We start from the raw sequence: 14,501 nt of genomic DNA, 5'->3' as shown, positions 1-14,501 counted from the left end.
ATAGGAGTAGCGGAGATTTGTCGGTAAAAATTGCTGTTTACATGAAATCCCCAATAGTCGTAGGCTTATTGTGGTCGTTCTCGAAGACCGACTCGATGGACCGTTCCAGGATCTTCAGGCGCTGTTTCGTGTAGTCCCGCGCCCCGAACTCCTCGGCGACGCGGATGGCCGTGTCGATGTACTTTGTGACCGACCCCTCGTGGACGGTGAGGTTGACCCGCCCGCCACACTCCCGGCAGTCGCCGCTCAGGGGCATGCGTCGGTAGGACTCCCCGCAGTCCAGACAGCGGGTCTCCTGGCGGGAGAAGGCCCGGAGGTTCCCGATGAGGTCCGGCAGGAAGTGGTACTCGATGATGCGCTCGGCGACGTCCGATTCGACGACCGAGCGCAGCTTCCGGGAGATGGCGAGCTGGGCGTCCATCTTGTCCTCCATCGACCCCAGCGTCTTGTACGCCGACAGCGCCGGCCCCGCGGCGATGTTGGTCGTGTCGTGGGTGTGCCGGAAGTCCGTGTACTCGCGGTCGGTGCCCAGCGTCTCCTCGGCGATGGTCATGACGTCCTCGATGTCGGCGGGGTCGGCCATCTCGCGGGTGGCCTCGTAGAACTCGCGGGGATAGGCGTCCATGATGTCCATGTTGTGGGCCTCGTCGTCGATCTCGCTGGGGTCGATGCGCGAGGACATCACGAGCGGGGCGTCCATCCGGCCACCACGCTTGTCGGGGAGGTAGGTCCGCGAGAAGTTCAGCAGGCCGTCCATCAGGAGCATGACGCAGTCCTCGTCGCCGTCACACTGCTTTTGCGAGGTGTCGTTCGCAATCAACGAGTGCGTGTCGGCGACAGTGAGACAGTACGTGTAGTCCGTGTCGGACTTGTCGTATCTCACCTCGACGACTTCGTCGACCAGATACTCCCCGCTTCCGCCGTCGAAGACACGTCGGCCAGTGGGCGTCGTATTTCGGACCTGCGACGCCAACCGTTCCTCCTTTCGCGTAAGATGCAAGTCGACAGTTTCAGCGAACTGCACGGCATCCTCCGAGGTGATTCTGATGATGAAAGACTCGGCTGATACTTTCCCGTCATCGACCTCGTAGAACTCCGGAAATTTCTCTACGAGTGGGACGGGTTCTTTCGTATCGACTCGTGCCGTGATACCAAGCCGTGTCAGTAACGCAAGCATGTCCTCCTTCAGTTCACGGCTGACGGTCGTCGCTGACACTTCCAAGGAATTCTTATTAACCATCCCATCCCCGCTGAAGTACCCACCGAGATATGCGGCGGCGATTTCGTCCGGCGAATCGAAAATACATTGCGGGATTCGCTTGTCTCTGGCAGCCGTGCCACAGTCGAGTACAGACTCGAAGAACAGCCGCGGCAACCGCCCTGAAACGGTAACCTTCACGTCGTTCTCGCGGTACGCGTCGAGACCGAACGCCGTCTCGAACGTCTCGATGAAGAACTCACGTGCTTCGGTTTCGACGCCAGAGATGGTCGTCTGATGGATCGTTCCCTTCGGTGTCGACTGCTCGCGAGCGAATCCCTCGGCTGTGTAGTATCCCAGAAGCGTCGCCAGGTCCTCATCCAGGTCTACAGTACGGTCGATGTCAACGACGTCCCGTTTCATCCCGAGTCTCACGTCGTCGGGGATGCGCTCGATGACCGCACGTTCCGAACCGAACACGTCAGCGAGCAGCGACACTGGAACGCTTTCACGATAGAGATAGTTGCTCAGTGCTTTCTTCGTCATCCCGAGGAACTCTGCCGTACTTTTTAGCGGATAGAATCGGCCATTCCAGTCGTCTTCGAGTGCTTCACGGAACAGGTCATACAGACTGTTTTTGTCGAGTCCCTTTACCATTAGAACGTCGTTCGGAACGGCTTCGGCAGTGATGAACTCCTCTAGAAGATCGAAACGGACAGCGTTCCCCTGGATGCTCACTTGTGTTGGTTTTACGAGCGAGTCCCCGGTCGTAATCTCGCTTGCACGCTTGGCAGTGATTTCACCCTGTTCGACGGCATGAACCTGATGGTCGGGGGTGAGAGTAACCGCTCGTCCACTTCGTGTTTCGAGGCTCACCAGATGGTCTGGTGACGGATGTTTCGAGATAGCCTCCACGGGTTTTTCGACGAGATGACCATCTTCGTCCAGTGATGGGACATAAATCTCGCCGTCGAGTTCTTGAACGACAGACCCGAAGTCGTCTTGATCAGCCGTTTCAGGGTCGAGTCGCTTCTCGACGAGACTCTCGATAGTCCCGTAGTGCCACTCGTCGGTTTCGTCCTCGTACCAGACTTTCGTCTCCGGATGGAAGCAGTTGCGACGTTTGGCCGCGTGAAAATAAGGGTGTGCGTAACCAACGGCCGCCGACGTGAAGCCGACGACGCGGCCCACCGTCGCCGCACTCGTGTGGGGGGGCCATCCCGAAGACGAGTTCGCCCACCAGGTCCTCGCGTTCGTCGAACTCGTAGTACCGCTCCAGCCCGTAGTACTGTTCCAGCAGGTCGTCGACGAACGCCGCGGTCTGGAGCATGTGCTCTGCCGCGCCGTCCGAGAGGACGACGTCCTGGACCTTCAGTTCGACCAGCTGGTCCTCGTGGGTGAGCGGCTCGCCGTGGATGTCGTACTCGTAGCCCAGCGACCGCAGTCGGTCGGCCTCGACGTCGAGTTCCGAGGGCCGCACCGCGGTCACCGGCAGGTCGGTCATGTCGTAGCGGACGGTGCCGTCCTTGAACGACGAGACGTCGTGTTTCGCGCGCAGGACGCCCTTCTCCATCGGCTCGGGGATCTTCTCCGCCGAGGAGAGCCCCTTGACAGCTTTCAGTTGCTCGAAGGCGGTCTCGCGCTCCCCGACCGATTCGAGGGCGTCGCGGTACGCCGCGTGGACGTCCAGTTCCTTTGTCTGGACCGGCGAGGCCAGCGTCTCACACCGGGGACACTCGGCGCGGCCGGACTCGTCGGGCTCGACCTCCCCCCCGCAGTCGCGACACTCGTAGACCGTCTCCGCCGCGCCCGAACAGTCCGGACAGCGCGCCATGTGGGTCTCGGTCCCACACTCCAGACACCGTCGCCGGGCGACCTGCACCTCGACGCGGCCCGGCGTGTCGCTCATCGAGTCGGCGTGTTTCGCCGCGGTCGCGACGTCCCGCTGGGCGCCGCCGGCCTCGCCGATGGGAAAGAGCGTGTGGACCGCCGGCGAGAGGTCCCGGCGCTCCGACTTCTCGGGCCTCCCCATCCGGTTGCCGATGCGGGTCGGGGCGCGCTCGCGGACCTCGAACGGTGCAATCTCGTTCACCGCTACGATGGCGTTCTCGCCGTCGTCGTACGTGCGAGCACGCTCGGAGATGTCACCGGGGGTCCACTCGCGCTCCAGCGCCCGCGAGAAGCCCAGCGTCCGGACCAGCGGCACCCAGTCCTCGACGACGAGCGTGTCCTCGTCCTGGGTGTGTTCGACCAGGAGGTGTTCCAGCGTCTCGCGGACGGGCTCGGACGTCGGGAGCACGAGCGCCCCGTCGGAGGCCGCGTCGCGCTCCATCGCCGCGCCGTCGGTCTGTGCGACCTGCGCCGCCTCGACGGCGTCGGCCAGCGCCGTCACCCGCTCGACGCCCACGTCGTGCCAGAGGTAGGTGTACTCCGGGTGCAACGGCGCGTCGTAGTCGGTCGCCCACGCCAGGGCTTCCTCGGCGGTGGGGTCGGCGAGGTCGACGGTGGGGTCGTCGCGCAGTGCCTGGACGTCGGCGCCGGCGGCCTCGAGGTCCTGCTCCCACCACTCGACGGTGTAGGAGGCCGGCGCGAGCGGGTGGTTGTTCTCGACGAACTCGCCGTAGTTCACGAGGTACTCGCCGAGGTCCAGGATCTTCGTGACGCCGTTGCGCACCGCCAGTGCCTCCTCGGCGTCGTCGATGCGCCGGACCTCGCCGTTCGCCAGGCGCACCGTCGGCCCCTCGATGGTGTCGACGGGGACGACGCCGGCGGCTTTCCCGGGCCGCTCGGTCTTGATCTGGGTCCCCGTCGCCAGGAAGTCGTCGACGAGGTGCATCGTCGCCGGGTGGACGCCCGCCGTCGCGAACCCGTGGTTCCTGGCCCGGCCGTAGCGCAAGCGGAAGCCGCCGGGTTTCGAGGGGTGGGAGAAGACGGGGCGGCCGGCGATGAGGTCCCGGAGGTACTTCTTGGCGGGCTCGACGCGGGGCGGGCCGCTCGGCTCCTCGGATTCCTCGCTCTCGTCGCCGCTAGCCTCGTTGCTTTCGCTCTCGGTTTCACCGCTCGCGTCTTCCGAGGCCTCCCCCTGGTCGGCCTCGCTCTCCCCGATGGTCCCGTCGATGAGGTCCTGGAGCCACGGCCAGTCCACTTCGTCTAAGTTCCGCGTGTAGCGCTGGATCTTCGGGGCCTTCAGGGCGATACCCTCCGCCAGCACGAGACACATCCCGCCGCGCGCCGAGTTCGAGTCCACGCGTTCGAGGTCGCGAAAGCCCGAGACCTCCTCGTCGCCGGTGGCCTCGCCGTCGAGCATGATGGGCATGTGCTCGGCGATGAACTTCGTCTCCTTCTCCTTCGGGGAGTACTGGAGGCCGGTGTCCTTGTCGTAGAGGTCGATCTCCTCGGCGTAGCGCCCGATCTCTTCCTCGCGAGCCTTGTACTGGTCGATGCCCAGCAGGGCGCGGGCGTAGTCGGCGACCAGCACCGACAGCGCCTGGGCGGTCCCGCCCGCGGAGCGGATCGGGCCGGCGTAGTAGACGTTGATGAACTCCGTCCCGTCGTCGTTCTCCAGCAGTTCGACGCGGTCGATGCCCTCGATGGGGGCCGCGACCACCCCCTCGGTCAGCAGCGCGACGGCCGTCCGGACTGCACCCTCGACTTTCCCCTCGCGGGTGTCGTAGTCGCCGACGGTTCCCTCGACGAAGTCGTCGACGAGTTCCAGGGCGGCCTCCTCGCGGGACATCTGCCCTTCGAGTTCGCGCACGCGCTCGGCGACGCCCTCGATGCCGAGGATGTTCTCGACACGGTCGGCCATGTCCCTGGCCGTGGGAATCTCGACCTCGGGTTTGGGGTCCCCACCTCGTTTCTTCGCGCGCTGGGCGACGGCCATCGCCTCGTCCAGTTGCGTCTCCAGCGTCTCGAAGTACTGTTCGTCGGCCTCTCGCATCTCAGCGCTCCCAGAGGTCCAGGTCCGTCGTCGCGTCGTGGGCGCGTTCGAGGTGGGTGTCGAACCCGCGGACGTACACCTCGCCGGCGAACACCGTCGCGCTGTTCAGGTGGCCCGCGATGGCCTCGCCGTCCGGTCGCGAGAGGACGGCGTGGGTGTGGGCGAAGCGCTCGCCGTCCAGCCACGAGACGTTGCCCATGCAGGCGGCCATCTCCAGGGGCTCGTCGAACGTGACCGGGTCGTACTCCTGTCGGTCCTGGTCGTAGAACCAGATCTCGGCGTCCTGCACCGCGCCGAGGCCGTAGAAGAAGGCCGCGTCCAGTTCCTCGTCGTCGGCGAGCCCCTCGATCTCCCCGCGCCAGTCCGCGCCGTGGTCCAGTCGGCAGACGAACTCCGCGGTGCTGTCGACTTCCCGATAATCCATACTCGATGGACACGGCAGGCGACGGCAAAAACGTTGTCACCCGGACGAGGGTTCAAATATGAGGACGGGCCCAGCGCCGCTGTGCGCTGACTGTCGCCCCGGGGCGTCCCGCGATAGCGTGACACGCCGCTCCGGGACCAGGAGTGTCACCTGCCTGCCACTACGCCGGGAGCGACACCCGCGAGACCGACTGGCCGCGCTCGGCATCGTGGAAGACCAGCTCCTCGACGGTCCACTCGATTGGCTCTCTCTCCGGGGCGACGAGCCGGTCGGCCGCCGCGCGCTCACCCCCTCGCGCGATGGTCACGTGGGGTGTGTAGTCGTCACCCTCGACGCCGTCGACGACGTCGAACTCCTCGCACAGCCGCTCGTGGAGCGACCGCAGGCCGGGACTCTCGACGGAGAGGTACACCACCGGGGACGGCCCGGTGACGGCCGTCTCGAACTGCTCGATGCCCGCCACCCGGATCTGGAAGGGAGCGGTCCCCCGGAGCGCGTCCCGCGCTCGCCCCTCGAGGCGGGCGTAGGACGTGTGGTCGCCCCCGCCGAGGCGCTTGACGACCAGCGTATGCTCACCGCGAGGCCGGGCGCGCGCTCGCGGGAGCTCGCGGGCCAGCGTACTCGCCTTCCTGGTGACGGCGGCGGGAATCGAGACGTTCAGACTGTACACGGTAGTGTGGAGTCGTGCGGACGGCAAAAGGGGCGCGGTCGGGCGTTACAGGCGGCCGGTCAGGTAGAGGATGATGAGGACGATGAGCACGATGCCGAGCAGTGGCTGGAGCGGTCCCAGCAACCACCCCAGCACACCCAGTACCTCGCCGACGACCTCGAGTCCGATCCAGACGATGATGAGGACGAGCAGTACCTTCAGCAGCGTCTCGACCTCGAGTTTCGCGCGGTCCATGGGTGAGCCCTGTCGATGGACGGAGATATCCCTTGTGGCCCGATCTCGGTGGGAAGGTATTTCAATCGAGCCTCGAAAGCCACGCGAAGATGTCACCGACAGGCCGTCTCCTGGCGCTCGCACTGGTCGCGACGCTGTTCCTCGTCCCGACTGCATCCGCCGGCGCCTTCGATGCGCTCGCCCAGCAGTCAGTCGATCCGGACGTGGTCGTGATGACCGCCGACGTCGAGGCGGAGGGGGATGCTCGGTGGACGGTCGCCTACCGCATCCGCCTCGACGACGACAACGACACCCGGGCCTTCGAGGACCTCCGGGCGGACATCGAGGCCAACGAGTCAGTCTACACCGACCGCTTCGGCGACCGGATGCGGCGGACGGCTGCGACGGCCGAGAACGCCACCGGCCGGCCGATGGCCGTCCGGAACGTCTCGGTCACTGCCCGGCAGGAGACGTTCGGCCAGACCTACGGGGTCGTCACGTACCGGTTCGCGTGGACGAGCTTCGCCGCGACCGGTGACGGCACCCTCGAGATCGGCGACGCGCTCGCCGGCCTCTTTCTGGACAGCGAGACGTCGTTGACGGTTCGCTGGCCAGCGACGTACCAGGCAGGGACCGTCACCCCGGAGCCCGACGACCGGACGAACACCTCGGTGACTTGGCGGGGCCAGCAACAGTTCGGGACCGACGAACCCCGCGTCGTCGCCATCGAGGGCGGCGCCTCCGAAAGCGGTGGCCTCGACCCGCTTGTCCTCGGCGTCGCGCTCGTGGGGCTGACCGTGCTGGCGGCCGCGGCGTTCCTCGCCCGTCGTCGTCTCGCCGACGGGGGTGGGGACGGCCCCGACGGCGGCGACACGCAGACGGCGACCGACGACGGGGACACGGACGCCGCTGCTCAGGCCGCGACGGCACCGCCGGACGACCTCCTCAGCAACGAGGAGCAGGTGCTGCGCCTGCTCGAACGGAACGGCGGCCGCATCAAGCAACAGGCGGTCGCCAGCGAACTCAACTGGACCGACGCCAAGACCAGCCAGGTCATCGGTGGCCTGCGAGACGACGGGCGGGTCGAGACGTTTCGCATCGGCCGGGAAAACGTCGTCACGCTGCCGGACGTGGACGTGACCGACGCCGAGTAACCCGCTCAGAACAGCGAGTCGGCCGTCGCCGCCCCGACGACGCCGAAGATTGCCCCGATACAGATGGCTTTCAGCGTCGTCGACGGCGCGGCATCGAACGTCTCAGGGGCGTTGAACACGAACGCGAGCACCGCCACCGAGAGATACGAAATGAGTATCAGCGAGACGAACCGCAGCGGGATCCCGAGGACGGCACGCTCCTGGTCGGGGTCCCGGTCGTCGTTCGCCCGATAGAGCGTCCCGTAGCCGATGCCCAGCACCATCAGCACGGTGATGCCCCACTGCACCCAGTTCATCGTCGTGGCGAGGCTCCACACCTCCTCAGTGACGACGAACGGGGCCGAGAGGATGAATCCACCCACGATCTGCTGGGCGACGTCGTCGAGGCCGAAGATGCGCCCGCCGGTGAACCGGGTGAGCGTCTCGATAGTCCGGGCGATGACCCGTCGTTCGACCGGCGAGTCGACGACGTCCTCGAGCTCCTCTAAGTCCTCCAGCAGCTCTTCGACCTCCCGCTGGTCCGGCTCGTCCTCGTCGTCGTCGCGCCAGTCGTCGGTCACGCCCGTCCGTAACAGACGGGCCGACAAAACTGTACCTCAGCTGTCGCCGGACTGAACGGATGCCGGTTGGCCGACCGGAAGTGGCCGCCATCCGGTGGTTTAATCCGACTTAATCCGGCGAAATCCGGTGTGACCGTCTGTCGGTTATACGGCGGTGTCGCGCCAAGTGTGGCGTACGATGAGACGAGTCATCCCCGCAGTGGTCGTCGCCGTGCTCGTCGCCGCGTCGCTGGTCGGCCTGCCGGCGGCCACGATGGCACAGGAGACGACCGCGACCGAACCGACGGCCGTCGCGCCCGGTGCACAGTTCGCCGGCGCCGTCGGCGTTCAGGGCGCGGAACTCGGCGGTGACGTCGAGGCCCGCGCCTACGGCATCAGCGTCGCCAGGGCGAACTCCGACGCCGCCCGCGCGGCCGTCGTCGCCAGGCAGGCCGGCGACGTCGGGACCCGCCTCGAGGGCCTCGAACAGCGCCGGGCCGCCCTCGACCAGGCCCGGGCCAACGGCACGATGCGCGAGGGCGAGTACCGCGCTCGGATGGCGCAGCTGCACGCCGAGACGCGCGCCACCGGCCGACTGGCCAACCAGACCGCCGCGACGGCCGACCACCTCCCCGCCGATACGCTCAGGGCCAACGGCGTCGACGTCGACGCCATCCACCAGCTCGCCCAGCGGGCCCACCGGATGACCGGGCCCGAAGTGGCCGAGATGGCCCGGGGGATAGCCGGCCCGCGCGCTGGCGACCCGCCTCGTCCGGACCGCCAGATGCCCGGCCCAATGGGCGGTGACGCCGGACCGCGAGACGACCGCGGACCGCACGCGGGCGACGACCGCGGTCCGCGTATGGATGGGGACACCGCGGACGCGACCATGCGCAATCAGACGACCGCGAACAGGACGGCGACCGCCGACCGCGACCGGTCCCGAAACCCCTGACAGCGTGTGACCGTCTCTCGTGCCACCGGGGCACAGACGCTCTCGAACACGGAAGTTATTTGTAGCCGACTCTCGGTACCACCAGGTACATGCACGAGACCTCTCCACTGTCGGCCGCCGACGCCAGCGAGAGGTCGCTCACCCTTCTGCGACTGCGACGACGGGCCCTCCGTTAGGCCCACTACTACCCACACTTCGTCTCACGGTTCGTTCGTCGCCGACCACTGCCGCCGACTGTCCGGCAGGGAAGCGAAATCGACAGTCACACCACGGAACCCACCCACGACCTACCAATGACAGACGGAAACGGCACCGTCGCGCTCGCCTTCTCCGGGGGGCTCGACACGACAGTCTGCGTATCGCTACTGAAAGAGGAATGGGGCTACGACGAGGTCATCGGCGTCACTGTCGACGTCGGCCAGCCCGACTACGAGTTCGAGGAGGCAGAGGAGACGGCAGAGGCGCTCGACGTCGAGCAGTACGTCGTCGACGCCCGCGAGGAGTTCGCCGACCTCTGTATGGACGCCGTGAAGGCCAACGCCGACTACCAGGGCTACCCGCTCGGGACGGCACTGGCCCGCCCAGTCATCGCGAAGGCCATCCTCTCGGTGGCCGAAGAGCAGGGCTGTACCGGCATCGCCCACGGCTGTACCGGCAAGGGCAACGACCAGCTGCGCTTCGAGGCCATCTGGCGCGACTCGGACCTCGAGGTGGTCGCCCCCGTGCGCGAACTCGGTCTCACCCGCGAGTGGGAAAACGAGTACGCCAAGGAGCAGGGCCTGCCCGTCGAGGGCGGCGACGGCGGCCGCTACTCTATCGATACGAACCTCTGGAGCCGCTCCATCGAGGGCTCGGAACTCGAGGACCCCTCGACCATCCCCGAGGACGACATCTACAAGTGGACCGACAACCCCTCCGGCAAGGAGGCGGAACTCGTCGACATCACCTTCGAGGAAGGCGTGGCCGTCGCGCTCGACGGCGACGAGTTGGGGACGGTCGACCTCATCGAGCAGCTCAACGAGCAGGCCGGCTCGTTCGGCGTCGGCCGCACCGACATGATGGAAGACAGGATGCTCGGCCTCAAGGTGCGCGAGAACTACGAGCACCCAGCCGCGACGGTGCTGCTGACGGCCCACGAGGCGCTGGAGGGGCTCGTCCTGACGCAGGAAGAACGCGCGTTCAAGGCCCAGGTCGACCAGCAGTGGTCTCAGAAGGCCTACCAAGGGCTCATCGACGCGCCGCTGGTCAGTGCGCTGGAGGCGTTCATCGACGACACGAACGAGCGTGTCACCGGCACCGTGACGATGAAACTCGAGGGCGGCCACTGCCGCCCGGTCTCCCGCAAATCGGAGTACGCCGTCTACAGCGAGTCGGCGGCCTCCTTCGACGAGGAGACCATCACCGGCGGCATCACCCAGCAGGACGCCACGGGCGTCGCGAAGTACCACGGCTTCCAGTCGCGCCTGGCCAACGACATCCTCGAGGACGTCAAGAAGAACGCCGCCGTCACCGACGGAAGCGGCGAGGCCGACCAGGAGTAAGCCATGAGCGACGGCGAGGACTACACCGACGGCGCGCCCTCGGACATCCCGAGTGAGTCGGCCGACGAGACCGTCGTCCGCCGCGACCGCTTCGCCGGCGGCCCGGCCCGCGCGTTCCTCTCGTCGCTTTCCGACGACGAGCGCATCTTCGACGCCGACCTCGCCGTCGACCGCGCCCACGTCGTGATGCTCGTCGAGCAGGACATCGTCGAGGCCGACGTCGCCGGCGAGATTCTGGCCGCCCTCGACGACATCGAAGACGCGGGCCACGAGGCCTTGCCGGACGGCGAAGACGTCCACGAGGCCATCGAGAGCGCCGTCATCGAGCGCGTCGGCCCCGAGGGCGGGAAGATGCACACCGCGCGCTCGCGCAACGACGAGGTGGCGGCCTGCATCCGCTATCGCCTGCGCGCGGATCTCCTCGACCTCGTCGAGACACTCGTCAGCGCCCGCGAGCAGTTGCTCGCGGTGGCCCGCGAGCACGACGAGACGGTGATGCCGGGCTACACGCATCTCCAGCCAGCGCAACCGACGACGGTGGCCCACTGGGTCCTGTCCTACGAGCAGGCTCTGCAGCGCGACACCGAACGGTTGCTCTCGGCCTACCGCCGCGTCAACCAGAACCCCCTCGGGTCGGCCGCGTTCGCGGGCACGCCCTTCGACGTCGACCGGGCACGCACCGCCGACCTGCTGGGCTTCGACACTGTGGCGGAGAACTCGATGGACGCCTCGGCGTCCCGCGACTTCCTCGTCGAGGTGACCAGCGCCGTCGCGACTCTGGCGACGACGCTGTCGGGGCTGGCCGAGGACCTCGTCGTGATGGCCAGCAAGGGCCACGTCGACCTGGACGACGACTACTCCTCGACGAGTTCCATCATGCCCCAGAAGAAGAACCCGGACACGCTGGAACTGGTTCGTGGGCGCACCGGCGACGCCACCGCGGGTCTCAACGGCCTGCTCACCAACCTCAAGGGTCAGCCCCGCGCGTACAACCGCGATCTGCAACGCGCCGGCCGGCACGCCTGGGACGCACTCGACAGCGTCACCGAGAGCGTCGAGGTGGCGGCGGGCGCCGTCGCGACGGCCGACTGGCCCGCGGAGACGCTCGAGGCCGCCGCCAGCGAAGGCTTTGCCACCGCGACGGGTGTCGCGGACCTGCTGGCGATGGCCGGTGTCCCCTTCCGGACGGCCCACGAGGTGGTCGCCGAGGCCGCCGCACAGCTGGGGCCGGACGAGGACGCGCCGGACTACGAGGCCCTGTCGGCGGTCGCCGAGGACGTGCTGGGGGACCAGCTGTCTGCGTACGTCGAGCGCGAGGCCGTCGAACAGGCGCTGGACCCGACAGAGAGCGTCGCGATGCGGGACTCCCGCGGGGGGCCTGCCCCCGAGGCCGTCGCCGCGCAGGTGTCAGTCGCCGAAGAGTCCCTCGCGACCGACCAGGAGGCACTCGCCGGACGGCGAAACGACGTCGAGACGGCCCACGAGCGCCGCCAGACGGAGGTGACTCGCCTTGCCTGAGCGACGACGACCCCCTCGAGGGGCTTAAATAAAATAATTCTGATATACGAATCAGTCACGTGCCGCAATCGACAGTGTTGCTCCGTTAGACGGCAGTACGTTTTACTATTGTTTTCTGATAAGTTCGAAGTCTTTAAGTGGGTCGCTACGTGAGAGTGAGGTACAATGGCAGACTGCATCGAGTGCGGGGCCGAAGTCTCCCTGCACGACGACCTGGAAGTCGGAGAGATCGTCGACTGCACCACCTGTGGGGCCGAACTCGAAGTCGTCGAGACGGACCCGGTCGAGCTCGACAGCGCCCCCGAGCTCGAAGAGGACTGGGGCGAGTGATGGCGGTGGCGGCACGGCGTGACGTGCCGGCCCACACCGAGGTGACAGCATGAAGGTCGGACTCCTCTACTCCCGTATCCGCAAGGACGAGAAGCTCCTGCTCTCGGAGCTGCGCGAGCGCGACCACGATGTCGTGAAAATCGACGTTCGCAAGCAGCAGTTCAACATCAGCGAGGCTCCCGAGGCGTTCGCGGACCTCGACATCGTCGTCGACCGCTGTCTGGCGACCTCCCGGAGCGTCTACGCGACGAAGTTCGCGAAAGCCTACGGCGTCCCGGTCGTCAACGGCCCCGACGTCGCGGAGACCTGCGCGGACAAGGTGAAAAACAGCCTCGCGCTCGTCGAGGCCGGCGTCCCCACGCCCGATACGGACGTGGCGTTCACGAAGGAGGCGGCACTGGAGTCCATCGAGGACTTCGGTTACCCCTGTGTGCTCAAGCCGGTCGTCGGCTCCTGGGGTCGCCTGATGGCCAAAATCGACTCGCGGGACGCCGCCGAAGCCATCTTAGAGCACAAGGCGACGCTGGGCCACTACGAGCACAAGATCTTCTACGTCCAGGAGTTCGTCGACAAGCCCGGCCGGGACATCCGCGTCCTGGCGACCGACGGCGAACCCGTCGCCGCGATGGTCCGCTCCTCGGACCACTGGCTCACCAACGCCGCGAAGGGCGCGGAGACGGACACCTTCGAACTGGACGACCGCGCGCTCGAACTGGTCGAGCAAGCCTCCGAGGCCGTGGGTGGTGGCCTGCTGGGCATCGACCTGATGGAGGTTGGGGTGTCGCGCAGCGACACCCAGGACGCGAGCGGCGACGAGCCGCGAGCGCAGGACTACACCGTCCACGAGGTCAACCACACCGTCGAGTTCAAGGCGCTCAACGAGGTGGCCGACGTCGACGTTCCGGCCGAAGTGGTCGACTGGCTCGAATCGAAGGTCGCAAGCGAGACGGACGCGGAGGTCAGCGCATGACCTACTCCGCGAGCGTCGTCGGCGGGTCCGGGTTCACCGGCGGCGAACTCCTCCGCCTGCTCGACGGCCACCCCGAGTTCGAACTCACACAGGCCACGAGCCGGTCGAAGGAGAACAAGACCATCGGCCACCAGCACCCGAACCTGCGCCACTCGGACCTGCGCTTCTCCTCGCCCGAGGACCTCGAGTCGGTGGACGTCCTGTTCGCCGCGACGCCCCACGGCGTCTCGATGGAACAGATCGACGCGTTCCAGGACGCGGCCGACACGGTCGTGGACCTTTCGGCGGACTTCCGCCTCTCGACCGAGGCGCAGTACGACGAGTGGTACGACGGGCACACGCGCCCGGAACTACTCGAGCAAAGCGAGTACGCCCTGCCGGAACTCAATCGCGAGAATCTCGAAGGGGCCGATCTCATCGCTTCGGGCGGTTGTAACGCCACGGCGACGATTCTCGGACTGCTCCCGCTCTTCGAACACGACGTCCTGTCGGGCGACGAGCAGGTCGTCGTCGACGTGAAGGTCGGCTCCAGCGAGGGCGGCGCCGGCGGCGGCGAGGCCTCCTCGCACCCCGAGCGCTCGGGCGTCGTCCGCCCGTACGCCCCGACGGGCCACCGCCACGAGGCCGAGATCCAGGAGTTCCTGGGCCTCGACGTCTCGTTTACCGTCCACGCGGTGGACATGGTCCGCGGCGCGAGCGCGACCTGTCACGTCTTCCCGGACGGGCCGGTCTCGAAGGGCGACCTCTGGGGCGCCTACAGAGGGCAGTACGAGGACGAACCGTTCGTCGAGTTGGTCGCGGGCGGCGGTGGCGTCTATCGCTACCCCGAGCCGAAAGCCGTCGCCGGGACGAACACGGCCGAGGTCGGCTTCGAACTCGACCCCGCGAACAAGCGCGTCGTCGTGTTCTCGGCTATCGACAACATGATGAAGGGGTCGGCCGGCCAGGCCGTCCACGCCGCGAACGTCGCGCTCGGCATCGAAGAGACGGCGGGCCTGGAGTTCCAGGGGCTCCACCCCGTCGGCGCACCGTAATCCCTGGAGTGATTT

The 14,501-nt window shown here is 67.0% G+C and carries 11 protein-coding genes and 1 pseudogene; 7 read left to right on the top strand and 5 right to left on the bottom strand.

Annotated elements, in window-relative coordinates:
- Window positions 1-37 precede the first annotated feature (37 nt).
- The 4 genes and pseudogenes from P1N55_RS11860 to P1N55_RS11845 all read right to left on the bottom strand — a co-directional run bounded on the left by P1N55_RS11860 (window position 38) and on the right by P1N55_RS11845 (window position 6,466).
- Window positions 38-5,138: pseudogene (locus tag P1N55_RS11860) on the bottom strand (DNA polymerase II large subunit).
- Window position 5,139: 1 nt separating this feature from the next.
- Window positions 5,140-5,562 carry a PPC domain-containing DNA-binding protein gene (locus P1N55_RS11855; protein WP_276275796.1) on the bottom strand — a complete coding sequence of 141 codons (423 nt, stop codon included), beginning with the start codon at window positions 5,560-5,562 and terminating at the stop codon, window positions 5,140-5,142.
- A 160-nt stretch (window positions 5,563-5,722) separates the two neighbouring features.
- Entirely contained in the window at window positions 5,723-6,232 is a 510-nt protein-coding gene (locus tag P1N55_RS11850; RefSeq protein WP_276275795.1) for a 2'-5' RNA ligase family protein, read from the bottom strand.
- A gap of 45 nt (window positions 6,233-6,277) precedes the next feature.
- Window positions 6,278-6,466 (bottom strand): DUF7554 family protein, encoded by a 189-nt coding sequence (locus P1N55_RS11845; protein WP_276275794.1) that lies wholly within the window; start codon window positions 6,464-6,466, stop codon window positions 6,278-6,280.
- A gap of 89 nt (window positions 6,467-6,555) precedes the next feature.
- Here P1N55_RS11845 and P1N55_RS11840 point away from each other — a divergent pair, with 89 nt between their 5' ends.
- Window positions 6,556-7,599 carry a helix-turn-helix transcriptional regulator gene (locus tag P1N55_RS11840; RefSeq protein ID WP_276275793.1) on the top strand — a complete coding sequence of 348 codons (1,044 nt, stop codon included), beginning with the start codon at window positions 6,556-6,558 and terminating at the stop codon, window positions 7,597-7,599.
- Window positions 7,600-7,604: 5 nt separating this feature from the next.
- On the opposite strand, the gene P1N55_RS11835 is transcribed toward P1N55_RS11840, so the two are convergent.
- Complete coding sequence (locus P1N55_RS11835; protein WP_346430034.1) at window positions 7,605-8,027, bottom strand: DUF2391 family protein; 423 nt, start codon at window positions 8,025-8,027, stop codon at window positions 7,605-7,607.
- A 310-nt stretch (window positions 8,028-8,337) separates the two neighbouring features.
- On the opposite strand from P1N55_RS11835, the gene P1N55_RS11830 reads away from it, so the two are divergent.
- The 6 genes from P1N55_RS11830 to argC all read left to right on the top strand — a co-directional run bounded on the left by P1N55_RS11830 (window position 8,338) and on the right by argC (window position 14,486).
- Window positions 8,338-9,093 (top strand): hypothetical protein, encoded by a 756-nt coding sequence (locus P1N55_RS11830; protein ID WP_276275792.1) that lies wholly within the window; start codon window positions 8,338-8,340, stop codon window positions 9,091-9,093.
- A gap of 293 nt (window positions 9,094-9,386) precedes the next feature.
- Window positions 9,387-10,634: an argininosuccinate synthase gene (locus P1N55_RS11825; protein WP_276275791.1), complete on the top strand. Its 1,248-nt coding sequence runs from the start codon at window positions 9,387-9,389 to the stop codon at window positions 10,632-10,634.
- A gap of 3 nt (window positions 10,635-10,637) precedes the next feature.
- Window positions 10,638-12,152, top strand: coding sequence for an argininosuccinate lyase (argH, locus tag P1N55_RS11820; protein WP_276275790.1), 1,515 nt, complete (start codon window positions 10,638-10,640; stop codon window positions 12,150-12,152).
- Between the two features lie 165 nt (window positions 12,153-12,317).
- Window positions 12,318-12,482: a lysine biosynthesis protein LysW gene (gene lysW, locus P1N55_RS11815; protein WP_276275789.1), complete on the top strand. Its 165-nt coding sequence runs from the start codon at window positions 12,318-12,320 to the stop codon at window positions 12,480-12,482.
- Between the two features lie 49 nt (window positions 12,483-12,531).
- On the top strand, window positions 12,532-13,452 hold the full coding sequence (lysX, locus tag P1N55_RS11810; RefSeq protein ID WP_276275788.1) for a lysine biosynthesis protein LysX: 921 nt from the start codon (window positions 12,532-12,534) through the stop codon (window positions 13,450-13,452).
- The gene (argC, locus tag P1N55_RS11805; RefSeq protein WP_276275787.1) at window positions 13,449-14,486 is read left to right on the top strand and encodes an N-acetyl-gamma-glutamyl-phosphate reductase; all 1,038 of its coding nucleotides are present in this window, start codon (window positions 13,449-13,451) and stop codon (window positions 14,484-14,486) included. The genes lysX and argC overlap by 4 nt, the downstream gene beginning before the upstream one ends.
- Window positions 14,487-14,501 lie beyond the last annotated feature (15 nt).

It is taken from the genome of Haloarcula regularis (assembly GCF_029338315.1).
GTDB classification, from domain to species: Archaea; Halobacteriota; Halobacteria; order Halobacteriales; family Haloarculaceae; genus Haloarcula; species Haloarcula regularis.
This window is presented reverse-complemented; position numbering and strand designations above follow the sequence as displayed.

Excerpts from the sequence above, each read along its gene's own strand:
- P1N55_RS11840 (WP_276275793.1), top strand. The coding sequence starts at position 6,556 with ATGTCACCGACAGGCCGTCTCCTGGCGCTCGCACTGGTCGCGACGCTG.
- P1N55_RS11855 (WP_276275796.1), bottom strand. The coding sequence starts at position 5,562 with ATGGATTATCGGGAAGTCGACAGCACCGCGGAGTTCGTCTGCCGACTG.
- P1N55_RS11845 (WP_276275794.1), bottom strand. The coding sequence starts at position 6,466 with ATGGACCGCGCGAAACTCGAGGTCGAGACGCTGCTGAAGGTACTGCTC.
- argC (WP_276275787.1), top strand. The coding sequence starts at position 13,449 with ATGACCTACTCCGCGAGCGTCGTCGGCGGGTCCGGGTTCACCGGCGGC.
- lysX (WP_276275788.1), top strand. The coding sequence starts at position 12,532 with ATGAAGGTCGGACTCCTCTACTCCCGTATCCGCAAGGACGAGAAGCTC.
- P1N55_RS11830 (WP_276275792.1), top strand. The coding sequence starts at position 8,338 with ATGAGACGAGTCATCCCCGCAGTGGTCGTCGCCGTGCTCGTCGCCGCG.
- lysW (WP_276275789.1), top strand. The coding sequence starts at position 12,318 with ATGGCAGACTGCATCGAGTGCGGGGCCGAAGTCTCCCTGCACGACGAC.
- argH (WP_276275790.1), top strand. The coding sequence starts at position 10,638 with ATGAGCGACGGCGAGGACTACACCGACGGCGCGCCCTCGGACATCCCG.
- P1N55_RS11825 (WP_276275791.1), top strand. The coding sequence starts at position 9,387 with ATGACAGACGGAAACGGCACCGTCGCGCTCGCCTTCTCCGGGGGGCTC.